Raw genomic sequence first — 22778 nt, forward strand, 5'->3', positions numbered from 1 at the left:
TCAGTGGTGCTCGGCGAGCGCGCCCTGGATGAAGGTGCAGGTCAGGAGGACGAAGACGTACGCCTGAACCGCCTGGATGAAGAGCTCGAAGGCGGTCATCACGATGACCATCACGAACGAGACACCTGAGTAGGCGATACCGATGCCGTTGAGCATGTACCAGCTGGCGATCGTGAACAGCAGCAGCAGCGTGTGCCCCGCGAACATGTTCGCGAAGAGTCGGACCGCGTGCGTGAACGGACGGACCAGCAGGTTCGAGGCGAGCTCGATGGTCATGGACAGCGGGAGCACCGCGCCCAGCGACTTGTCGTAGCCGGAGAAGTTCTTGAAGGCTCCGACGAAGCCGTGCCGCTTGAAGGTCAGCGAGACCCACAGGATGTAGACGATCAGCGCCAGGACCAGCGGGTAGGCGATGATCGACGTCACCGGGAAGGCGGCGACCGGGACGATGGACCAGAGGTTCATCATCCAGATGAAGAAGAAGAGGGAGACGGCGAGCGGAACGTACTTCTCGCCCTCCTTCTTGCCGATCGTCTCGTAGACGATGCCGCGGCGTACGAAGTCGTAGCCGGCTTCGGCGATCATCTGGAGCTTGCCGGGGACGACCTTCGGCCGGGCGAACGCGGCCCAGAAGAAGCCCACCACGATGATCGAACCCAGCAGGGCGAGCAGCATCGGCTTGTTGAAGTAGAAGGCGTTGCCGTCCGCGTCGCCCATGAGCGGCTCGAACAGGAACGAGTGCAGGCCCGGAGCGACAGTGTCGAAGCCACATCCGTCGAAGAGGTGGCAGTTCGTGTCGAAGGCGAGGGCCTGCGTCGGGTCAGCACTCACCGCGGGCTCCTTCATCGTGGCGCATAGGTACGGCAACCTCGTTGTGTCGGCGCGGCGCGCAGCCGCGGTTCGGCACGGGACTGGTGTTACGGATGTGGGGGCGGCTGTGGGGCATCTCGCCCTGCGTGTGAGCAGGCGTCAGCTCAGATGCCCGCGCCCGCGATGCCGCAGTTGGCACCGGACGATAGCAGGGTCTCTCATGCGCCTTTATCCCGGCCCTACCCCTCACGACGAGTGCCCCGTCTTCTCGGGCTTGTCGCCGTTCTTGGGGGCGGACGAGTCCGGTTCGACGTAGAGAATCTTGGCTTTCATATGGGCACGCGTCTGCGCGGCGATCCAGGCGAGGGTGCCGGCGACGAGCGTGAGGGCGAAGGCCCGGGGGTTGAACAGGGTGGTGTTCTTGAACGCGGCGAGGAAGATGAACAGCAGAAGAATCTGTGCCGCGTAGAGCATCAGGCCCATCGCCTGGAAAAGGTGCGGAAGCGATTTGGCAGTGCGCTGCAGAACGTAGAGACCGATCCCCATGAAGAGGATCACCACCAGCGTCGCGACGACGGCCCCGACCGCCCCTTCGCCGCCGGCGACCACACCGCTGACGACGGCGGCAATCGCGCCGACGGCAGCTGTGGGCACAGCGGCCTGGAGCAGGATCCGGACGTCATTGGACGGCATGGCGGCAACTCCGCTTTCGCAGGGGGGCAGGGGTGTCGTCATGGACGAGCGTAGCCCCGGGTGGGGAGTGGTCCTCACGCCAATGGGCCGTCGCACTGCGGCCCTTCGACTGTGTCCCGGGGTTCTCGTGAACCGTATCACAAACTATTTGATGAGGTCTTTACCTAGTGGCTGTGCTGGGTGTCACACATGAGAGTGACACTGCGCGTCTGTGCAGTTCCAGCACCGCTTTGTCTGGTATTGGGGATCTTCGTTCCCCCACGAGTTGGCAATGCTCTAGTCAGATTCTTACCTTGAGCGTCAGCGCGAGGTACCGGCCTTGCGCCGATCCAGGAAGCGCGGACGGGCGCCGAGAGCGGTCGAACCGTTGACTCCGTTGACCCGGGAGACGCCCGCGGCCACCGGGGTGCGGGGCTCCTCGACGACCGGGACGGCCGCCTCGTCCTCGTCCGCCTCCCCGTCGTCCTGCGCCGCCTCCGGTTCCGGCTCCACGACCGCCTTGCGGCGGTAGCGCGGCGGCACGAAGGCCTCCGCCCAGCGCGGGGCGCGCGGGGTGAAGCGGGGCAGCAGGAGCAGGACCAGCCCGATGAAGCTCAGGAAGACGATGCCGAGCACGATCCACATCGACGCCGAGTTCACCGAGTAGGCGAGCGCGCCGAACGCGATCAGTGCCGACCAGAAGTACATGATCAGCACCGCGCGGCTGTGCGAGTGGCCGATCTCCAGGAGACGGTGGTGCAGATGACCGCGGTCGGCGGCGAACGGCGACTGACCGCGCCAGGTGCGGCGCACGATCGCCAGGACCAGGTCGGCGGCCGGGATCGCGATGATCGTCAGCGGCAGCAGCAGCGGGATGTAGACCGGCACCGTCTGATGCACGGCCGCCTTCTCGGAGCCCGCGAACAGCTTCAGCGCGTCCGGGTCGACCTGTCCCGTGATGGAGATCGCGCCCGCCGCCAGCACCAGCCCGATGAGCATCGAGCCGGAGTCGCCCATGAAGATCCGCGCGGGGTGCATGTTGTGCGGCAGGAAGCCCAGGCACATGCCCATCAGGATCGCCGCGAACAGCGTGGCCGGGGCGGCGGCCTCGATGCCGTACGACACCCAGACCCGGTAGGCGTAGAGGAAGAACGCGGTCGACGCGATGCCCACCATGCCCGCCGCGAGGCCGTCGAGGCCGTCGACGAAGTTCACCGCGTTGATGGTGATGACGACGAGCGCAACCGTCAGCAGGGTGCCCTGCCACTGGGTCAGCGCGACGTTTCCGACGCCCGGGATCGGCAGCCACAGGATCGTCAGACCCTGCATGACCATGACGCCGGCGGCGATCATCTGGCCGCCCAGCTTGATCAGGGCGTCGATCTCGAACTTGTCGTCCAGGACGCCGATCAGCCAGATCAGGGCCGCGCCGGAGAGCAGGGCGCGCGGTTCGTTGGACTCGGCGAAGACCTCGTTCAGGTTGGTGAGGTGGTCGGCGACCAGCAGGCCCGCGCACAGGCCGAAGAACATCGCGATCCCGCCGAGCCGCGGAGTGGGTTCCCGGTGCACGTCACGTGCCCGGATCTGCGGCATCGCTCCGGCCACGATCGCGAATTTCCGTACCGGCCCTGTCAGCAGGTACGTCACCGCGGCCGTGATGCAGAGCGTCAGCAGGTATTCACGCACGGGCTTCCCCACAGGTCTCGCTGGCCATCTCAGCCCCACACCCTAGCGACGGTCTCATACGGAACGCATATGTGTGGGGACTACCGGGTAGCGACGATGGTTGCACGTGTGGCTGTGCTCTCGGTCGCTCCTACCCCCGCTCAGCCGGGATAGGGCGGAAATCTACCGGCCAGCTCCCGCACTTCTTCACGCGCCCGCTGGCTCTCGACCGTACCGCGCAGCACCCCCACGAACAGGGCGGCGATGGATCCCATCTCCTCCTCCCCCATGCCTTGAGTGGTCACCGCCGCCGTGCCCAGCCGCAGGCCACGGGCGTCGCCGTGCGGTAGCGCACAGCAGTCCATGACCATCCCGGCGGCGGCGAGCCGGCCCCGCGCGGTCCGTCCGTCGACGCCGAGGGGCGACGGGTCGGCGGTGATGAGATGCGTGTCCGTCCCGCCCGTGGTGACGACGAACCCCTCGGCGGCCAGTCCCGCCGCGAGGACCCTCGCGTTGGCGACGACCTGATGGGCGTACACGGTGAAGGCGGGAGTCGCGGCCTCGCCGAAGGCGACCGCCTTGGCGGCGATGGTGTGCATCTGGGCGCCGCCCTGGGTGAAGGGGAACACGGCCCGGTCGACCCGTTCGGCCAGTTCGTGGCCGCACAGGATCATCCCGCCGCGCGGACCCCGCAGCACCTTGTGCGTGGTGGCACAGACGACATCGGCGTACGGCACCGGGCTGGGCGCCGCTCCCCCGGCGACCAGGCCGATCGGGTGCGCGGCGTCGGCGATCAGATAGGCGCCCACCTCGTCGGCGACCTCGCGGAACAGGGCGTAGTCGATGTGCCGCGGGTAGGCGATGGACCCGCACACGATCGCCTTGGGCCGATGGGTACGGGCGAGGGTGCGCACCTGGTCGTGGTCGATGAGCCCGGTCTCCGCGTCCACGCCGTAGCCGACGAAGTCGAACCAGCGGCCGGAGAAGTTCGCGGGCGAACCGTGGGTGAGGTGGCCGCCGTGCGGCAGGCCCAGGGCGAGGACGGTGTCGCCGGGCCGCAGCAGGGCGGCGTACGCGGCAAGGACGGCCGACGATCCGGAGTGGGACTGCACATTGGCGTGCTCCGCCCCGAACAGCGCCTTGGCCCGGTCGACGGCGATGCGCTCGGCGACGTCGACGATCTCGCAGCCGCCGTGGTGCCGGGCCCCGGGATAGCCCTCCGCGTACTTGTTGGCGAGCGGCGACCCGAGCGCCGACAGCACCGCCGGTGACGTGAAGTTCTCGGCGGCGATCAACTGCAGTGTCGTCGACTGCCGTTCCAGCTCCCCCAGCAGGATCCCGGCCAGCTCCGGGTCCTGGCGGCGCAGCACATCGGCCTCGAGGGTATGGGTGACCGTCATGGTGGGCTCCCGGGCGTCGACACTGACGTAGCACCAATGTAGGCCCGGGACCCCAGGGACGCTCGGTTGTCACGTCCTGGCGGGTACACCGGTGAGCGCGGTGACGACCGGGTCCAGCGCCTGGTTTATTTCGTCGCCGATGGAGCGGAAGAACGTCAGCGGGGCGCCGTAGGGGTCGTAGACCTCGTCCGCTTCCGCTGTGGGGGCCAGGAGCCACCCGCGTAGAGCTGCTGCGGCGCGGACCAGGGCGCGTGCCCGGGCGACCATGCCGTCCTCCAGGGGAGGGAGTGTCGCCGGGTCGATCGCCTTCACCAGGCGGGTGAACTCCTTGAGGGTGAAGGTGCGCAGGCCGGCGGAGTGCCCCATGGAGATGACCTGGGCCCGGTGGTCGCGGGTGGCGGTGAGCACCAGGTCGGCGCGGATCACGTGGTCGTCCAGCAGTTCCCGCCCGGTGAAGCCGGAGGCGTCCGCGCCGAAGTCGGCCAGCACGGTCTCCGCGTTGGCCTCCATGGGCGCGCCCTCATGGCCCCAGGTGCCCGCGCTCTCCACGATCAACCCGCCCCACAGCGGGTCGCCGAGCCGGTCCGCCAGGGCATGACGGGTCAGCCGCTCGGTGATCGGCGAGCGGCACACGTTGCCAGTGCTGACGTGGAGGATGCGGAAGCTGTCCAGTGGAAGCCCGAAGGTCCCCGTCTCTTCCCCGTTCCATATGCCACGCCCCGCGTCAGGGGCTGTCAATTGGCCACCTCGAGGTCGGGTACGACCTTGCGCAGCTCCTCCGCCGAGAGAGCGCCCGCACGCAGCAGCAGCGGCACCTCGCGGGTGACGTCGACGATGGAGGAGGGCACGTTGCCGGGCGTGGGCCCGCCGTCGAGGTAGACGGAGACCGAGTCGCCCAGCATGCCCTGCGCGGCGTCACAGTCCTCCGGCGCCGGATGGCCGGTGAGGTTCGCCGACGACACGGCCATGGGGCCGACCTCGGTGAGCAGTTCGATGGCGACCGGGTGCAGCGGCATGCGCACGGCGACCGTCCCCCGGGTGTCCCCCAAGTCCCACTGCAGGGACGGCTGGTGCTTGGCGACCAGCGTCAGCGCGCCCGGCCAGAAGGCGTCGACCAGTTCCCAGGCCATCTCGGAGAAGTCCGTGACCAGGCCGTGCAGGGTGTTCGGGGAGCCGATGAGGACCGGGGTGGGCATGTTCCGGCCCCGCCCCTTGGCCTCGAGCAGGTCGGTGACGGCTTCCGAGGAGAACGCGTCGGCGCCGATGCCGTACACCGTGTCGGTGGGCAGGACCACGAGCTCGCCACGGCGGACGGCGGACGCGGCCTCACGCAGACCGGTGGTGCGGTCGGTCGCGTCATTGGTGTCGTATCGCCGTGCCATATCTAGCGGGCCTCCTCGTACACGTACTTCACGTACTTCGGGACAACAGTCTGCGGGCCGGTCACGGCAGCGCCTTGCGGGCCGTCGCGAACCGGGGGCGGTTGTTGAGGTCCGGGTGGTCGGCCGCGTCGGCCCAGCCCCGCTCCTCGGTGAAGATCCACGGCACCTGGCCGCCCTGAGTGTCGGCGTGCTCGATGACGACGACCCCGCCGGGGCGCAGGAGCCGGTGTGCGGTCCGTTCCAGGCCGCGGATGAGGTCGAGGCCGTCCTCGCCGGAGAACAGGGCGAGTTCGGGATCGTAGTCCCTCGCCTCGGGATTGACGTACTCCCATTCCGTCAGCGGGATGTACGGCGGATTGGAGATCACCAGGTCGACCTGGCCGTCGAGGTCCGGGAAGGCGGTGAGGGCGTCGCCCTGACGCAGGTCGACCCTGGACCCCGCCACGTTCTTGCGGGTCCACTGAAGGGCGTCCTCGGACAGCTCCACGGCGTGCACACGGGAGCGCGGGACCTCCTGGGCGAGGGCGAGCGCGATGGCGCCGGAGCCGGTGCACAGGTCCACGATGAGCGGCTCTACGACGTCCATGGCGCGTACCGCGTCTATGGCCCAGCCGACGACCGACTCGGTCTCGGGGCGCGGGACGAACACCCCGGGCCCGACTTGGAGTTCGAGGTAGCGGAAGTAGGCGCGGCCGGTGATGTGCTGGAGCGGCTCGCGTTGCTCACGGCGGGCGATGACCTCCCAGTACCGGGCGTCGAAGTCGGCGTCCTTGACGGTGTGCAGCTCGCCCCGCTTCACGCCGTGCACGAACGCGGCGAGCTCCTCCGCGTCGTTGCGCGGCGAGGGCACGCCGGCGTCGGCCAGCCGCTGGGTGGCCTGAGCTACCTCAGCGAGCAGCACGCTGCGGGGACTTGAGGGTCGCCCCCCAAATGATGGCTGCACGCATGTCCTCCGGTACTGGTCCTTCTCGTACGTCCCTTACACGGCTCTACGCGGCTGCGAGCTTGGCGGCCGAGTCCGCGTCGACGCAGGCCTGGATCACCGCGTCGAGTTCACCGTCCAGGACCTGGTCCAGGTTGTACGCCTTGAAGCCGACGCGGTGGTCCGAGATGCGATTCTCCGGGAAGTTGTACGTACGGATCTTCTCGGAGCGATCGACGGTGCGGACCTGGCTGCGGCGGGCGTCGGCGGCATTCTTCTCCGCCTCCTCCTGCGCCGCGGCGAGCAGCCTGGAGCGCAGGATACGCAGTGCCTGCTCCTTGTTCTGCAGCTGGCTCTTCTCGTTCTGGCAGGAGGCGACCACTCCGGTGGGAACGTGCGTGATGCGCACGGCGGAGTCGGTCGTGTTGACGGACTGGCCGCCGGGTCCGGAGGAGCGGTAGACGTCGATCCGCAGGTCGTTCGGGTTGATCTCGACGTCGACCTCCTCGGCCTCGGGCGTCACCAGCACACCGGCCGCGGAGGTGTGGATACGGCCCTGGGACTCGGTGGCCGGCACACGCTGTACGCGGTGCACGCCGCCCTCGTACTTCAGCCGCGCCCAGACACCCTGACCCGGCTCGGTGGCGCCCTGGCCGCCCTTGGTCTTCACGGCGACCTGGACGTCCTTGTAACCGCCCAGCTCGGACTCGGTGGCGTCGATGATCTCGGTCTTCCAGCCGACCCGCTCGGCGTACCGCAGATACATCCGCAGCAGGTCACCGGCGAACAGCGCGGACTCGTCGCCGCCCGCGCCCGCCTTGATCTCGAGGATCACGTCCTTGTCGTCGCTGGGGTCGCGCGGGACGAGGAGCAGCCGCAGCTTCTCCGTCAGCTCCTCACGCTGCTTCTCCAGCTCCTTCACCTCGGCGGCGAACTCCGGGTCGTCGGCGCCGAGTTCACGGGCCGTCTCGATGTCGCCGCCCATCTGCTTCCAGGAGCGGTACGTGGCGACGATCGGGGTGAGCTCGGCGTAGCGCTTGTTCAGCTTGCGCGCGTTGGCCTGGTCGGAGTGGACCGACGGGTCGGCGAGCTTCTTCTCCAGGTCGGCGTGCTCGACGACGAGCTCCTCGACGGCCTCGAACATCTCTGGCTCCTGTTGTACGTACGTGGGTGAAGGGCGGACGACCAAAAACGCCGGTCCCGGCACGCCGAAGAGGGGCGCGGCCGTGGACCGGCGAAATGGGGCTCGCTACTTCTTGGAGCCGGCAGCCTTGCCGAAGCGGGCCTCGAAGCGGGCCACACGGCCACCGGTGTCGAGGATCTTCTGCTTGCCCGTGTAGAACGGGTGGCACTCGGAGCAGACCTCGGCGCGGATGGAACCGCTGGAGATCGTGGACCGGGTGGTGAACGACGCGCCACAGGTGCAGCTGACCTGCGTCTCGACGTACTCGGGGTGGATGTCGCGCTTCAAGGGTGTCTCCTAGTTTCGGGAGGGCTCCGGGTCGCAGCCGCGGGGTGCGGAGGCGTGAACCGGGGCCGACGTACCAGTCTGCCAGGACTGGGGCCATCCCCCAAAACGAGGGGTCACCGTGATCTATTCCCGGCGGCGCGCTACGAGGTCACCACGCCGTTCGCCTGGCCTGTCGCCGTGCCCTTCGTCGCCGACTTCGGGATCGGCTTGTCGTTCTTCAGGGCCGTCCAGACCTGCTGGGCCTTGGTGTCGTCGACGAGGACGCGGTTGGCGTCGGCGGCGTCGTACTGGACCGGCATCGTGACCATGTGCATGTTCTTCGCGCTGATGCTCTTGAGGCCGCTCGCGAACGACATGAGGGAGTTGACCGAGCCGAGGTCGGAGTCGGTGGTGACGGCGTTGGTGGCGGTGTCGGCGAGGTCGTACAGCTTCTTCGGGTTGGTGAAGAGGCCGACGTCCTTGATCTGCTCGACGAGCGCCTTGATGAAGGCCTGCTGGAGCTGGATACGGCCGAGGTCGGAGCCGTCGCCGACGCCGTGCCGGGTGCGGACCAGGCCGAGCGCCTGCTCACCGGTGAGCTGGTGGGTGCCGGCCGCCAGGTCCAGGTGGCTGTCGGGGTCGCTGATGGCCCGGCTGGTGGTGACCTTGACGCCGCCGAGCTCGTCGATGAGCTTCTGGAAGCCGCTGAAGTCGACCTCGAGGTAGTGGTCCATGCGCAGGTCGGTGAGCGACTCGACGGTCTTCACCGCGCAGGCCGCGCCGCCGGTGGTGTACGCCGAGTTGAACATGACGTCGGTCGCGGCGTCGTGGGTGTCGCCGTTGGTGTCGGTGCACTCGGGGCGGTCGATGAGGGTGTCGCGCGGGATGGACACCACGCTGGCCTTCTTGTGGCCCTTGTAGACGTGCACGATCATCGCCGTGTCGGAGCGGGCGCTGCCGTCGTCGGCGCCGCCGCCGAGCTTCTGGTTGGAGCCGGAGCGGGTGTCGGAGCCCAGGACGAGGATGTTCTCGGAGCCGTTGTCGGCCTTGGTCGGCCGGTCGGTGCCGAGCGCCTGGTCGATGTCGACGCTCTTGAGGTTGCCGTTGAGCTTGAAGTACACGTACCCGACGCCGGTGCCGCCCAGCACCACGATGCCGCCGGCCACCCAGGCCGTGACGAGCAGTCCCTTGCGGCGGTTGCCGCGGGGCTTGCGGCGGCGGCCCTTGGCGCGGTGGCGCGGACCCGTGGTCCCGGACTCACCCGGTATGCCGGGGTCCGGTGTGCTCTCGGCAGACATGTGCTCCTCGGTTCTCGTCGGGTCGGTTACCCCTCGCGTTCAGGGTCAGGCCCGGGCGAAGCGACATGTATCGCTCCATCTTCGCCCCGACCGGTCAGACGGGGAAACCCGGGAAAGGGTTGCACAACGCACTGTGCCCACCGCGTGGGAGCGGTGGGCACAGTGTGTGACGTGTGGTGCTGGACGCACCCCGTTCACCTGCTGTTTCAGCCGAAGATGTCGTACTGCTTGAAGTCCGTCCCGACCGAGACCCTTGTGGCAAAGATCTCGCTCGTGGCCTTTCCGGTGCCCTTGTACAGGTAGAGCGTGCCGCCGGGCGTACGGGCCAGGAAGTCGGCCTTGCTGTCGCCGTTGACGTCACCGATGGCGTCGAAGGCGTTGTACGTCGTGTTGCTCCAGGTGCGCACCTTGACCCGGGCCGCGAAGGGGCTCGAGGCCCTGCCGGTTCCCTTGTACAGGTAGACGGCACCGGTGCTCCGGTTGCGCACGATCACGTCGGCCTTGCCGTCGGCGTTGAAGTCGCCCTTGCCGCGCATGGTGTTGTACTGGTTCCAGCCCGTGCCCGAGCCGACCTGCGTACGGGCCGAGAAGGAGCCGTTGCCCTGACCCGGGTAGAGCCACAGCTTGCCGCCGGAGTCCACGGACAGCAGGTCGGGCAGATAGTCGCCGGTCAGGTCGCCCGGGGTGACGATCCGGGTGCGGGTCGTCCAGTTGTCGAAGATCTGCTTCTCGGTCCAGGTCTCCGTGGAGCGCACGTAGTGCGTCCAGTAGACGTCACCGGTGGAGGCGACCCGGTACACGAAGTCCTGGACGCCGTCCCGGTCGAGATCGGTCTGCAGGACGACGTTGACGCCGCTCCAGTTGCCGAGGCTCTGCCGGGCGCCGAACGACGTGCCCGTGGAGTCCTTCTCGTAGCCCGTCTTCGTGGACGCGTTGCGCACGAAGAGGTCGGCCCTGCCGTCGGTGTAGCTCATGTTGGCGTCGTCGACCTGCGGGTAGGCGGCACCGGCGTACGTCTTCACCTTCGCGAAGACGCTGTACGCGCCCTTCGCGACGCAGTTCACGACACCCCAGGACACGACGCCCACGATGCGGTTGTTGACGACGAGCGGGCCACCGGAGTCGCCGTTGCAGGCGGACGTCGTACCGCTGTCGCTGCCGCTGGCGGGCTTGCCCGCGCAGACCATGTGGCCCTTGACGAAGTCGGCGCCGTAGTAGCTCGCGCAGGTCGTGTCCGACTGGATCGGCAGCGTGGCCGTCTTCAGCGTCTCGGAGACGGCCTGGGTGGTGGAGCTCGTACGGCCCCAGCCGTAGACCTTGGCATTGGTCCCGGCGGTGTACGAGGCGGTGTCGGCGGACGTCGTCATGCGGATCGGCGTCGCCTTGACCGGCGTCGCCAGGGTGAGGACCGCGATGTCGTTGTCGATGGTCCGCGCGCTGTACGACGCGTGGCTCCACTGGCGCAGCGGCTGCGAGACCGTGCCGTTGGTGTTGCCCGACTCGTCGGGCATCGTCGTGGTCCCGGTCACCACCGCACCGTGGGCGGCCCAGTTGTAGCCCTTGACGCAGTGCGCGGCGGTCAGGATCTTCGTCGGCGAGACGACGGCGCCGCCGCAGAAGAAGCCGAGGTCGTTGGCCTCGTCGGAGTACCAGAGCTGGGCCATCCACGGCGCCGAGGTGATCGTCGTGGTGGACCCACCGATGATCTTGGCGTCGATGGGGCCGCTGCTGGTCCCGGCGCTCAGCGACGACTTGCTGGTGCTCTCCCCCGCCATGTCGTCACCGGCGACCGCGCCGGCGACCCGCTTCTCCAGCTCGGCGAGCGAGGCCGTGGCGATGGCGGGCTTGACCGTCGGCTTCGGAAGCGCCGTGGCGGCGTCGGCGGAGCTCGTCAGCAACGCGGCGGCGACGGCCGCGGCCACACCGGCCGCCGTGAACGGAAGAGCGATCCGCAGCCGGCGTCTGTGCCGACCGCCCCCAGACATGGATGTACCCACTCAAGTCCCCCCTCGGGATCAGAAGTTCGGACCACAGATTCGAAAAACAGTCCGAGCCGCGTGATCGTACACCGTCCCGCACAGCACAGAGGGCCACCCCCGTCACGGGGGTGGCCCTCTGCCAGCAGCTGACGTCAGTCGCCGTTACCGGGCGTCGGCGTCGTCTTCTGAATCTGCATCAGGAACTCGGCGTTCGACTTCGTCTGCTTCATCTTGTCGAGGAGCAGCTCCACCGCCTGCTGCTGGTCAAGGGCGTGCAGCACCCTCCGCAGCTTCCATACGATGGCCAGCTCGTCGTTGGCGAGCAGGATCTCTTCCTTACGGGTACCGGACGCGTCCACGTCCACCGCCGGGAAGATGCGCTTGTCCGCGAGCTTCCGGTCGAGCTTCAGCTCGGCGTTGCCCGTGCCCTTGAACTCCTCGAAGATCACCTCGTCCATGCGGGACCCGGTGTCGACGAGAGCCGTCGCGAGGATGGTGAGCGAGCCACCGTCCTCGATGTTCCGGGCCGCACCGAAGAAGCGCTTCGGCGGGTACAGCGCGGTCGAGTCGACACCACCGGAGAGGATGCGGCCGGAGGCCGGCGCGGCCAGGTTGTACGCACGGCCCAGACGCGTGATGGAGTCGAGCAGCACGACCACGTCATGGCCGAGCTCGACGAGCCGCTTGGCCCGCTCGATCGCCAGCTCCGCGACCGTCGTGTGGTCCTCGGCCGGCCGGTCGAAGGTCGAGGAGATGACCTCGCCCTTGACCGAGCGCTGCATGTCGGTGACCTCTTCCGGACGCTCGTCGACCAGGACGACCATCAGGTGGCACTCGGGGTTGTTGTGCGTGATCGCGTTGGCGATCGCCTGCATGATCATGGTCTTGCCGGTCTTCGGCGGGGCCACGATCAGACCGCGCTGGCCCTTACCGATCGGCGCGACGAGGTCGATGATGCGGGTGGTGAGGATGCCCGGGTCCGTCTCCAGACGGAGGCGGTCCTGCGGGTACAGCGGCGTCAGCTTGTTGAACTCCGGGCGGCCGCGCCCGGATTCGGGCGCCATGCCGTTCACGGAGTCGAGCCGGACCAGCGCGTTGAACTTCTCGCGGCGCTCGCCGTCCTTCGGCTGACGGACCGCACCGGTGACGTGGTCGCCCTTGCGCAGGCCGTTCTTGCGGACCTGGGCGAGGGAGACGTACACGTCGTTCGGACCCGGCAGGTAGCCCGACGTACGGATGAAGGCGTAGTTGTCGAGGATGTCCAGGATGCCGGCGACCGGGATCAGGACGTCGTCCTCGGTGATCTGCGGCTCCTGGCCGCCCATCTCGTCGCGGCCACGACGGCCCCGGCGGTCGCGGTAGCGCCCGCGCCGGCCACGGCGTCCGCCCTCGAAGTCGTCGTCGTCCTGCGGGCCGTTGTCCCGCTGCTGGCGGTCCTGGCGGTCCTGACGGCCGCCGCCCTGCTGCTGGCCCTGCTGCCGCTGGCCCCCCTGGCCCTGCTGGTCGTCGCCCTTGCCGCGGCGGTCGCGGTCACGGCCGCGGTCCCGGCGGTCGCGGCGGCGGCCCTCGCCACCGTCGGCGTCGGACTTGGCGTCGCCCTGCGCCTGCGGGGCGGGCGTCTCGGCCTTGGGCTCGCTCTTCGCCTCGGCGGCGACCGTCTCGGGGCTCCCGGCCTCGGCGGTGGCACGGCGACGGCGGCGCTCGGGGGCTTCCTCTGCCCCGCGCTCGGCTTCGGCGCGGGCGGTGCCCCCGGCCGGCTGGCCGGGAATCTCGATCTGCTGCTGGGCCACGGCCTTCTCGGCCGCGGCCTCGGCCTTCTTCTCGGCCTTCTCGGCGGGAGCTGAGTCATCGCCGGTACGCGCCTTCGAGGTGGCGCGGCGCTTGGGCTTGGTCTCGGTGGCTGCCTCGGCGGACTTGGCCGGGGCACCCCCACCCGCCTGCGCCTCCTTGATGACCTCGATCAGCTGGCTCTTGCGCATGCGCCCTGTGCCCCTGATACCGAGGCCGGATGCGACCTGCTGCAGCTCGGCCAGCACCATGCCCTCGAGGCCGGTACCGCGGCGCCGCCGGGAGCCGGCACCGCTGGCAGGCGCGGAGGCGTCCGTGGCGGGCGCGGCAGCGGTCTCCTCGACACGTGCGCCCATCAGATCGGTGGTGTCGCTCACGAAGGGTCCTTCCCTGGAGCGGACGTCGGCCTGTCTGGCTCGGCGACCGGTTGTGCTGTCCGGCTTCGGTCCTTGCTGTGTGGACCGTGCCGGGGCGGTGGTCCGCCAAAGAGGCGGAGGAAATGGGTGATGGCGCTTCCCGCAGCTGTGGCACTGAGTGTCGGTGTCACAAGGCTTGGTCGCACCTATTCCGGAGCGTGCCCGGCCAGTCGCTCAGTGCCCGCGTACGAGGTACGGCCCGCGTACGTCGTACGGAACACAGTGCGGCTTGGGAGGCTCCCGGAAGGATGTCTGTCCCGGACGGGGACACGAAGCACCTCGCCATGGTGGGGTCGGGTGCAGACTTGAGGTTAACACTACCGGATCCAACAAACATTCCCCCTCTCGAAATCCGGCAACCGTGTGTCAGGTCGCAAGCGGCAGCACGCTCGCTCCCTGGGCGTCGAGCTCCAGCCGGTTCGCGGCCCAGCCCTCGCCTGCCAGATCGGCCACCTTGTCGGCGCTGTCGTCATCGGCCAGCGCCAGCACGGTGGGGCCCGCTCCGGAGATCACCGCGGGGATCCCATCGGCCCGCAGCCGCTCCACCAGCGCCGCGCTCTCCGGCATGGCCGGTGCGCGGTACTCCTGGTGGAGGCGGTCCTCGGTGGCGGGCAGCAGCAGCTCGGGGCGCCTGGTCAGGGCCTCGACGAGCAGGGCCGCTCGGCCCGCGTTGGTGGCGGCGTCGACGTGCGGCACGGTGCGCGGGAGCAGGCCGCGCGCGGTCTCGGTGAGGACCGGCTTACCGGGCACGAAAACCACCGGAACGATGGAATCGGCGGGCTCCATCCTGATCGCGCGCGCGGATCCCGCCTCCATCCAGGAGAGCGTGAATCCGCCGAGCAGACAGGCGGCCACATTGTCGGGGTGACCCTCGATCTCGGTGGCGAGTTCCAGGAGGGCCGGGTCGTCGAGCTTGGAGTCCCCGCCTATGGTCACGGCGCGTGCGGCGACGATGCCGGCGCAGATGGCGGCCGACGAGGAGCCCAGGCCACGGCCGTGCGGAATGCGGTTGGCGCAGACGATCTCCAGACCGCGCGGCTGCCCGCCGAGCAGATCGAAGGCCGTGCGCAGGGACCGTACGAGAAGGTGGTTCTCGTCACGCGGGAGCGTCTCGCCGCCCTCGCCCGCGATGTCGATGTGCAGCCCGGAGTCGGCCACCCGGACGACGACGTCGTCATAGAGCCCCAGCGACAGGCCGAGGGCATCGAAGCCCGGGCCGAGGTTGGCGCTGGTGGCGGGGACGCGCACCCTGACAGCGGCGGCGCGGAAGGCTGGACCGGCCATCGCTCGATGACTCTCCTTGAGCTGCGTGATTGTCGAAGACATTCGATGACGTACGAGGAACCCTGCGGGCTGCTCCCGGCCTCACGGACGGACGCTTCCGACGCCGCTGTCGGACCGCGGAGACGGCGCGGCACCGTGCCGGTGGGCGGCATATGCGGCAGGCGGGTTCAGTACAGCCTATCGAAGGAAGGTTCTGTGGCGACATAGGGCGCACAGGAGGCGCACGATGCGTGTCGTAAGCCCCTTGTGCACCCCCTGTCGGGTTACCCCTTCGGGTGCTGATCAGGCGAGACCGAGGCGCTCGGCCGCCGCCACCGCGTCGACCGGGACGGTGACGGGCTGCGGGGCGCCGGCAACGGCCCAGTCGGGGTCCTTCAGACCGTTGCCGGTGACCGTGCAGACGATCGTCTGCCCCGGGTCGACCTTGCCCTGCTCTGCCGCCTTCAGCAGGCCGGCCACGGACGCGGCCGAGGCGGGCTCGACGAAAACGCCCTCCTGAGCGGCCAACAGCCGGTAGGCGCGCAGGATTTCACGATCCGTCACCTCGTCGATGAACCCGCCCGACTCGTCCCGCGCGGCCAGGGCGTACTGCCAGGACGCGGGGTTGCCGATGCGGATCGCGGTGGCGATGGTCGAGGGGTCCTTGACGATCTCGCCGCGCACGATGGGCGCGGAGCCGGAGGCCTGGAAGCCCCACATGCGCGGGGTCCGCCGCGAGACACCGTCGGCGGCGTACTCCTTGTAGCCCTTCCAGTACGCGGTGATGTTGCCCGCGTTGCCCACCGGCAGGACGTGGATGTCGGGGGCGTCGCCCAGCATGTCCACGATCTCGAACGAGGCCGTCTTCTGCCCCTCGATCCGCACCGGGTTGACCGAATTGACCAGCGCCACCGGGTAGTTCTCGCTCAGCGCTCGAGCGAGCGTCAAGCAGTCGTCGAAGTTGCCGTCGACCTGGAGGATCTTCGCGCCGTGGACGAGCGCCTGGCCCATCTTGCCGAGCGCGATCTTCCCTTGGGGCACGAGAACGGCCGACACCATCCCCGCCCGTACGGCGTACGCGGCCGCGGAGGCGGACGTATTGCCCGTGGAGGCGCAGATGACGGCCTTCGCGCCCTCCTCCTTGGCCTTGCTGATGGCCATGGTCATACCGCGGTCCTTGAAGGACCCGGTGGGGTTCGCGCCCTCCACCTTGAGGTGGACCTCGCAGCCGGTGCGCTCGGAGAGCACCTGCGCGGGCACGAGGGGCGTGCCGCCCTCACGGAGCGTCACGACCGGCGTGGTGTCGGACACCGGGAGACGGTCCCGGTACTCCTCGATGATGCCGCGCCACTGGTGGGTCATTGCTGGTTACTCTCCTTCAACCCGCATGATGCTGGCGACACCCCGCACGGTGTCGAGCTTGCGCAACGCCTCGACGGTGCCGCCGAGGGCCGCGTCGGACGCACGGTGCGTGACGACGACGAGAGAGGCCTCGCCGTCCTTCCCCTGCTGCCGAACCGTATCGATCGATACCCCGTGCTCGGCGAACACGGTGGCCACCTGGGCGAGAACACCCGGTTTGTCGGCGACGTCGAGGCTGATGTGGTAGCGCGTGACGACCTCGCCCATGGACGACACGGGCAGTGCCGCGTACGCCGACTCGCCGGGCCCGGTGGCGCCGTTGATCCGGTTGCGGCAGACGGCGACGAGGTCGCCGAGGACGGCGGAGGCGGTCGGGGAGCCGCCGGCGCCGGGGCCGTAGAACATCAACTGCCCGGCGGCGTCGGACTCGACGAACACGGCGTTGTACGCGCCGCGCACGGAGGCGAGCGGGTGGGTCAGCGGGATCATCGCGGGGTGCACGCGCGCGGTGACCGAGCCGCCGTCCGCGGCCCGCTCGCAGATGGCGAGCAGCTTGATGGTGCAGCCGATCTGCTTGGCGGCGGCGAAGTCGGTGGCGGTGACCTCGGTCATGCCCTCGCGGTAGACGTCGTCGAGGCGCACGCGCGTGTGGAAGGCGATTCCGGCGAGGATGGCGGCCTTGGCGGCGGCGTCGAAGCCCTCGACGTCGGCGGTCGGGTCGGCCTCGGCGTACCCGAGGGCGGTGGCCTCGTCGAGGGCCTCCTGATAGCCGGCCCCCGTGGAGTCCATCTTGTCGAGGATGAAGTTGGTCGTGCCGTTGACGATCCCGAGCACGCGGTTGACCTTGTCGCCGGCGAGGGACTCGCGCAGCGGGCGGATCAGCGGGATGGCACCGGCGACGGCGGCCTCGTAGTAGAGGTCCTTGTTGTTCGCCTCCGCCGCGGCGTGCAGGTCGGCGCCGTCCTGGGCGAGGAGGGCCTTGTTGGCGGAGACGACGGAGGCACCGTGCTCGAAGGCGGTGGTGATGAGGCTGCGGGCGGGCTCGATCCCGCCGATCACCTCGACGACGACATCAATGTCCCCGCGTTTGACGAGGGCGGTGGCGTCCGTGGTGATCAGCTCGGCGGGGATGCCCTCACGGACCTTCGAGGGCCGCCGTACAGCGACTCCCGCCAGCTCCACCGGGGCTCCGATGCGGGCGGCGAGGTCGTCGGCGTGCGTCGTCATGATGCGCGCCACCTCTGAGCCGACCACTCCACAGCCCAGCAGCGCCACCTTCAGCGGACGCGTACGCATCATCCGACCTCGTTTCCTCATACCGTCTTCGGTGGGACCAGTCTCACTCACCGGACTGGAGTTTCTATCCATCGTCCGGATCCTGAGACGTCTATTTCATTTCTGCGGGGGCGGGAGACAGGAGATCTTCCGCCCCTGGGGGTGTACGGGTCATCCGTCATCCGACATCGAGACGCAGGAGGTCCTCCTCCGTCTCCCGGCGGACGATCACCCGGGCCTCCCCGTCCTGCACGGCGACGACCGGCGGCCGCAGCACATGGTTGTAGTTGCTGGCCATGGACCGGCAGTAGGCACCCGTCGCCGGTACGGCGATCAGGTCACCCGGTGCCAGATCGGACGGCAGGAACGCGTCCTTCACGACGATGTCGCCGCTCTCGCAGTGCTTGCCGACGACGCGGGCGAGCATGGGCGCGGCGTCGCTCGTGCGGGAGACCAGGGCGACGCTGTACTCCGCGTCGTACAGCGCCGTACGGATGTTGTCGGACATGCCACCGTCGACGGAGACGTAGGTGCGAAGGTTGTCGAGGGGCTTGATGGTGCCGACCTCGTAGAGCGTGAAGGCGGTGGGCCCGACGATGGCCCGCCCGGGCTCGACGGAGATACGGGGGGTGCTGAGGCGGGCGGCCTCGCACTCACGGGTGACGATCTCGGTGAGGGCCTTGGCGATCTCGTGGGGTTCGCGGGGATCGTCGTCGCTGGTGTAGGCGATACCGAGGCCGCCCCCAAGGTCGATCTCGGGAAGCTCGACCCCGTGCTCGTCACGAATGTCCTTGAGCAGCCCGACCACCCGGTGCGCGGCGACCTCGAAGCCGGACATGTCGAAGATCTGCGACCCGATGTGGCTGTGAATCCCGATGAGTTCGAGCCCGTCGAGCTGAAGGGCACGCCGTACGGCCTCGGCGGCCTGCCCGCCCGCGAGCGGAATCCCGAACTTCTGGTCCTCATGTGCGGTGGCGATGAACTCGTGCGTGTGCGCTTCCACGCCGACGGTGATACGGATCTGCACGCGCTGCCGCTTGCCGAGTTCCTGCGCGATGTGGGCGACGCGGACGATCTCCTGGAAGGAGTCGAGGACGATACGGCCGACACCTGCCTCGATGGACCGGCGGATCTCGTCCGTGGACTTGTTGTTCCCGTGGAAGGCGATGCGGTCGGCGGGCATGCCGGCGGAGAGGGCCGTGGCGAGCTCTCCGCCGGAGCAGACGTCGAGGTTGAGCCCCTCCTCGTGCAGCCAGCGCACGACGGCCCGGGACAGGAAGGCCTTACCGGCGTAGAAGACGTCGGCGTCATGGCCGAAGGCGGTACGCCAGGCACGCGCGCGTGCGCGGAAGTCGGCCTCGTCGAGGATGTAGGCGGGGGTGCCGTGCTGTTCGGCGAGGGTCTTCACATCGATGCCGCCGACGGTGACGGTGCCTTCGGCGTTACGTCCGACGGTCTGTGCCCACACCTTGGAGTCGAGGGCGTTCAGGTCGGTGGGCGGCGCGGTGTAGTGGCCCTCGGGGAAGACGTCGGCGTGACGGGGCCCGGCGGGGTGTGCGGAACGGCTCATGTCGCGTGTTCTTTCAGAGGTGGTCGGGTGCGTCGATACCGAGCAGGGACAGGCCGCCGGCCAGCACCGCCCCGGCGGCTTCGGCAAGCGCGAGCCGGGCACGGTGGGCGGCCGAGGGTTTCTCCTCGCCGATCGGCAGCACGGTGGGCACAAAGGCGAGGACGGCATCGGCGACGGTGACGAGGTGCCGGGCAAGACGGTCGGGGGCACGGTCCTCGGCGGCTGCGGCGAGGATGCGGGGGTGGTCCGCGAGCGTGCGGAGGAGGTGGGTGGAGTCGCCTGGGGCTTGGGACAGGACTTGGGGCAGGCCGACGCCGGAGGTCCGCCCGGCTTCGGCGCTGAACCCGAGGTCGGCGGCGTTGCGGCTGAGCGCCCGGGTGCGGGCGTGCGCGTAACGGACCCGGAAGAGGGGGTTGCCCTCACGCTGGACCAGATGCTCGTCGGTGATCCGGGGCCGGTCGTGGGCGGCGGGGTACAGCAGCGCCCAGCGGGCGGCGTCGGGGCCGAGGGGGAGGGGGTTGGCGGGGGCGGGGATGGGGCGTACCAAGTAGGCCGGTGACCCGGGGCTGCCGACGGCGTCGAGGCGTACGCCGAGGGTGTCGGTCCACTCGGGCTCGGGAGGGGCATCGCAGCTGGTGCGGACGACAGCACCCTGCGAACGGAGGATGCGGGCGGTGGCGTCCATGACGACGACGGCACGGACCTCGTGCGGGGCGTGCAGCGGCACGAGTGGCTGATGGTCAGGCCCCTCGGCGTGCCCGTACCGCTGCCCGCGCCGCAGGATCTCCTCGACGAGGGCCACGGGCGCGGCACTGCGCAGGCTGATGTTGAGAAACCCGGGCCCGGTGACGACGACATCGGAGACGGCGGCCGTATCGATGAGGTACGGCCGAAGGATCTCCGCGACCCGCAGCGGCGGCTGCCCGGCCGGGCGGGCGAGCTGAAGGGCGATGTTGGTGGCGTAGTCACCACAGCCACCGGCCCCGGGAGCCGTCACGACAGCCCGCTCCGGCACGGTCACGCTCAGTTCCCCCTCATCGACAGCACGACGCACTGCGCGCAGCACGGTGCGGGAGAGCTCGACGGGGGTCACGGGACAAGCGTATGGGAGGAGGGGGGTGGGTATGCGAGGCGGTTTAGGGGAGGGTCCGGGATGTGGACGGGGTTGAGACGGAGGTGGGACAGAGTTTGCCGGCGTTGAACCGGCGTCGGGACGGAGTTGGCCGGCGTCGAGACGGAGCCGAGAGCCACCTGCCGCCCCTTCGATCAGCCGCCGGCCCGCCCGGCCCGCTCGGTCTCCCCCATACCGAGGACGTTCCCGAACAGGGGCCCGTCCTCCCCCTGCGCTCGCCCGCTCCGCTTCCGCTCGATCAACTGACGTACGAGCGCTACGAGTTCGGCGGGTTCGAAGGGTTTGGCAAGGAAGGCGTCGACGCCGATATCGAGGCCGCCGTCGACCTCGTACTGTGTACAGGCGCTGACGATGGCCAGCGGCAGATCACGGGTCCGCGGATCGGCACGCAGCCGTGCGGCGGTCCGCAGCCCGTCGAGTCGCGGCATGACGACATCCAGGGTGACCACATCGGGCCGCACCTGATGAATGACATCCAGACACTCGGCACCGTCGGCCGCGGTCACGACCTCGAGGCCCTCCAGCTCGAGATTGACCCTGATCAGCTGCCGGATGACCTTGTTGTCGTCGACAACAAGCACCCGGCCCGACGCGCCTGGCACAACTCGAGAGTAGGTCGGGACCGGCCACCGCGTCCGGGTTTTCCCCACTTCCACCCCGTGCGGGCGACGTCCTACCCCCACAGAAACCGTTCATGAACACCCCGAAGGAGCTGGTAGGGTTCTACCCGTCACCGCGCAACGCGCCCGACACGCCCCCGTAGCTCAGGGGATAGAGCAACGGCCTCCGGAGCCGTGTGCGCAGGTTCGAATCCTGCCGGGGGCACTCGCCAGATCACCTCCCAAAATTGGTATGTGACCTGGACGGATGCCGACACGAAAGAGCGGGAGTCAGCCTCACTGACTCCCGCTCTTTTTCGTTGTCTCTCAGCGTTCGCGACACACCTCCGACACACCCACAAATCCAGTGGATCGCTGGCCCATGCCAGTTAGTCCACTGCCGTCCTCACGCACCCCAAAACAAGGTCTGGCAGAGGCGAGACCGTTGCGAAGTCCTACTGATATTCTGCCGGTCGGCAAGGCGCGTACTGCCACCCGTCGTCAGTTCCCACGCAGCAGGCGATCACGGGTCAAGGTCCCAGAGGGCCCGCGTTCCCCTCAACTGAGTGTGCATCGAGCAATGGGGCGGGTACGGCGTGGGCAGAGCCCGCCGGACTGCGAGACCACGATGCCCAAGCGCCAGTCCCGAGCAGCCAAACTGGCCCGCCAGATCCAGGACGCCACTGGCCTCCGATACACCGACGTTCTGAAGATGTGTGCTCCGACATGGAGCTGGCTGGCCCTTGCCGACGCACTTCGTACGGTGCGCCTCGCCGACGCAGCCACATCCCTGACCAACGTCGCCCATGTCTGCGCCGAGGCCGGAGCTTGGCACGAAGCGTATGGCGCGATCGAGAACGCGTACTACGACACCGACTACGCAAAGGTTGAGAGGGCACGCACAGTGTGCTGGGACGCAGCCGAGGCAGCCCTGAACCGTGCGGGGTTCGAGATGCACTCGTTCGACACGGACGCGGAGGTGTACCACGCCGCGTTCCTTTGCCTGTCGAAAGCTGGAACTGTCCATGACGGCCGGCATCTCGCGCGCGCTGCGCTCAGCGTCATCAGCCCGGACCCGCTGTGGTGCTCCGACGTCATTCGCACCCGCGGCCGCGCTCCCTTCACCTACGAGACCGCCATCTCCCTCTCCGGTCCCGAGACGTCTTTCGCCGTGGCCGCTCGTCAAGCCGCGCGCACCATGGCCGCCGCATCTGCCGTCAGGTTCAGTGGAGACGAGCAGTGGCACGAGGCCGCCAGCCTCATGGTGGAAGCAGTTTGGTACATGAGCGTGGCCGCTGGTCTCCCGCCACTGCACAACCGTCGCGAATACCAGGAGTTCCATTCGTTCTACATGGATGGCACCCTCCCCACAGAGTCTCTCTGACTCCCTGGGGCGAGGACGCCGGGGCGACAGGGGCGCCGGAGCCGTCTGCGCAGGTTCGAATCCTGCCGGGGGGCACCAGATCGCATTCCGTGTTCTTGCAGGTCAGGGCCTATATTGGCCCTACCTGCGAGACTACCGATGGTGCGTGCAAAGTCAGCCGCCCAAGGAGATCACTTCTCACTCTTCGCATGCCGCAGATGGCATTGCCGCAGGTGAGAGGCACACTCCAGCGGTGATGGGCCGCGCCTGGCGACCTGCACGGGTTCGAACCACAGGGGGTTGCCGGGAGCAAGCACTTCCGTCACGCTCTGCAACACGGCCTGTTCAGGACGCACGTGCCCTTCTGGCGGCTTCGTACGCGACCGCTTGGCAGACGGCCTCCCGTCGTGAGGCAGCTATGCCCCCCTCCCC

19 protein-coding genes and 1 tRNA gene are annotated in these 22778 nt (G+C 68.9%); 2 read left to right on the plus strand and 18 right to left on the minus strand.

Annotation, left to right across the window (positions count from 1 at the left end):
- The 18 genes from atpB to AB0I98_RS10775 form a co-directional block, all read right to left on the minus strand.
- Entirely contained in the window at window positions 1–846 is an 846-nt protein-coding gene (gene atpB / locus AB0I98_RS10690) for a F0F1 ATP synthase subunit A (RefSeq protein ID WP_301984304.1), read from the minus strand.
- A gap of 210 nt (window positions 847–1056) precedes the next feature.
- Window positions 1057–1503 (minus strand): hypothetical protein, encoded by a 447-nt coding sequence (locus tag AB0I98_RS10695; protein WP_301987601.1) that lies wholly within the window; start codon window positions 1501–1503, stop codon window positions 1057–1059.
- Window positions 1504–1803: 300 nt separating this feature from the next.
- Window positions 1804–3168: an MraY family glycosyltransferase gene (locus AB0I98_RS10700; RefSeq protein ID WP_362938403.1), complete on the minus strand. Its 1365-nt coding sequence runs from the start codon at window positions 3166–3168 to the stop codon at window positions 1804–1806.
- A 140-nt stretch (window positions 3169–3308) separates the two neighbouring features.
- Window positions 3309–4547, minus strand: coding sequence for a serine hydroxymethyltransferase (gene glyA / locus AB0I98_RS10705; protein ID WP_362938406.1), 1239 nt, complete (start codon window positions 4545–4547; stop codon window positions 3309–3311).
- A 69-nt stretch (window positions 4548–4616) separates the two neighbouring features.
- Window positions 4617–5285, minus strand: coding sequence for a protein-tyrosine-phosphatase (locus tag AB0I98_RS10710; RefSeq protein WP_362938409.1), 669 nt, complete (start codon window positions 5283–5285; stop codon window positions 4617–4619).
- On the minus strand, window positions 5282–5929 hold the full coding sequence (locus AB0I98_RS10715; protein ID WP_301984300.1) for an L-threonylcarbamoyladenylate synthase: 648 nt from the start codon (window positions 5927–5929) through the stop codon (window positions 5282–5284). Before AB0I98_RS10715 ends, AB0I98_RS10710 begins: the two co-directional genes overlap by 4 nt.
- Window positions 5930–5990: 61 nt before the next feature.
- Window positions 5991–6830: a peptide chain release factor N(5)-glutamine methyltransferase gene (gene prmC, locus AB0I98_RS10720; RefSeq protein WP_210572573.1), complete on the minus strand. Its 840-nt coding sequence runs from the start codon at window positions 6828–6830 to the stop codon at window positions 5991–5993.
- 88 nt (window positions 6831–6918) lie between these two features.
- On the minus strand, window positions 6919–7995 hold the full coding sequence (gene prfA, locus AB0I98_RS10725) for a peptide chain release factor 1 (RefSeq protein ID WP_362938412.1): 1077 nt from the start codon (window positions 7993–7995) through the stop codon (window positions 6919–6921).
- A gap of 105 nt (window positions 7996–8100) precedes the next feature.
- A complete protein-coding gene (gene rpmE / locus AB0I98_RS10730) occupies window positions 8101–8322 on the minus strand; it encodes a 50S ribosomal protein L31 (protein ID WP_301984298.1) in 222 nt (73 codons plus the stop codon).
- Between the two features lie 140 nt (window positions 8323–8462).
- Window positions 8463–9599 (minus strand): LCP family protein, encoded by a 1137-nt coding sequence (locus tag AB0I98_RS10735; protein WP_362938415.1) that lies wholly within the window; start codon window positions 9597–9599, stop codon window positions 8463–8465.
- Window positions 9600–9805: 206 nt separating this feature from the next.
- Window positions 9806–11584: a trypsin-like serine protease gene (locus AB0I98_RS10740; protein ID WP_362938418.1), complete on the minus strand. Its 1779-nt coding sequence runs from the start codon at window positions 11582–11584 to the stop codon at window positions 9806–9808.
- A gap of 146 nt (window positions 11585–11730) precedes the next feature.
- A complete protein-coding gene (rho, locus tag AB0I98_RS10745; RefSeq protein WP_362938421.1) occupies window positions 11731–13743 on the minus strand; it encodes a transcription termination factor Rho in 2013 nt (670 codons plus the stop codon).
- A gap of 405 nt (window positions 13744–14148) precedes the next feature.
- Entirely contained in the window at window positions 14149–15066 is a 918-nt protein-coding gene (thrB, locus tag AB0I98_RS10750) for a homoserine kinase (protein WP_210572561.1), read from the minus strand.
- A 282-nt stretch (window positions 15067–15348) separates the two neighbouring features.
- Window positions 15349–16407: a threonine synthase gene (gene thrC, locus AB0I98_RS10755; protein WP_362938424.1), complete on the minus strand. Its 1059-nt coding sequence runs from the start codon at window positions 16405–16407 to the stop codon at window positions 15349–15351.
- 6 nt (window positions 16408–16413) lie between these two features.
- Window positions 16414–17706, minus strand: coding sequence for a homoserine dehydrogenase (locus AB0I98_RS10760; RefSeq protein WP_362938427.1), 1293 nt, complete (start codon window positions 17704–17706; stop codon window positions 16414–16416).
- Between the two features lie 154 nt (window positions 17707–17860).
- A complete protein-coding gene (lysA, locus tag AB0I98_RS10765) occupies window positions 17861–19252 on the minus strand; it encodes a diaminopimelate decarboxylase (protein ID WP_362938430.1) in 1392 nt (463 codons plus the stop codon).
- Between the two features lie 13 nt (window positions 19253–19265).
- Window positions 19266–20345, minus strand: a complete 1080-nt coding sequence (nrtL, locus tag AB0I98_RS10770; RefSeq protein ID WP_362938433.1) for an ArgS-related anticodon-binding protein NrtL — start codon at window positions 20343–20345, stop codon at window positions 19266–19268.
- Between the two features lie 173 nt (window positions 20346–20518).
- On the minus strand, window positions 20519–21034 hold the full coding sequence (locus AB0I98_RS10775; RefSeq protein WP_307840858.1) for a response regulator: 516 nt from the start codon (window positions 21032–21034) through the stop codon (window positions 20519–20521).
- Between the two features lie 103 nt (window positions 21035–21137).
- On the opposite strand from AB0I98_RS10775, the gene AB0I98_RS10780 reads away from it, so the two are divergent.
- Both AB0I98_RS10780 and AB0I98_RS10785 read left to right on the plus strand, forming a co-directional pair.
- Window positions 21138–21209: transfer RNA gene (locus AB0I98_RS10780), tRNA-Arg, on the plus strand.
- A 402-nt stretch (window positions 21210–21611) separates the two neighbouring features.
- Complete coding sequence (locus AB0I98_RS10785) at window positions 21612–22367, plus strand: hypothetical protein (RefSeq protein WP_362938436.1); 756 nt, start codon at window positions 21612–21614, stop codon at window positions 22365–22367.
- The last annotated feature ends 411 nt before the right edge of the window (window positions 22368–22778 follow it).

The sequence above is a fragment of the Streptomyces sp. NPDC050211 genome, from assembly GCF_040656035.1.
Classification (GTDB): Bacteria; Actinomycetota; Actinomycetes; order Streptomycetales; family Streptomycetaceae; genus Streptomyces.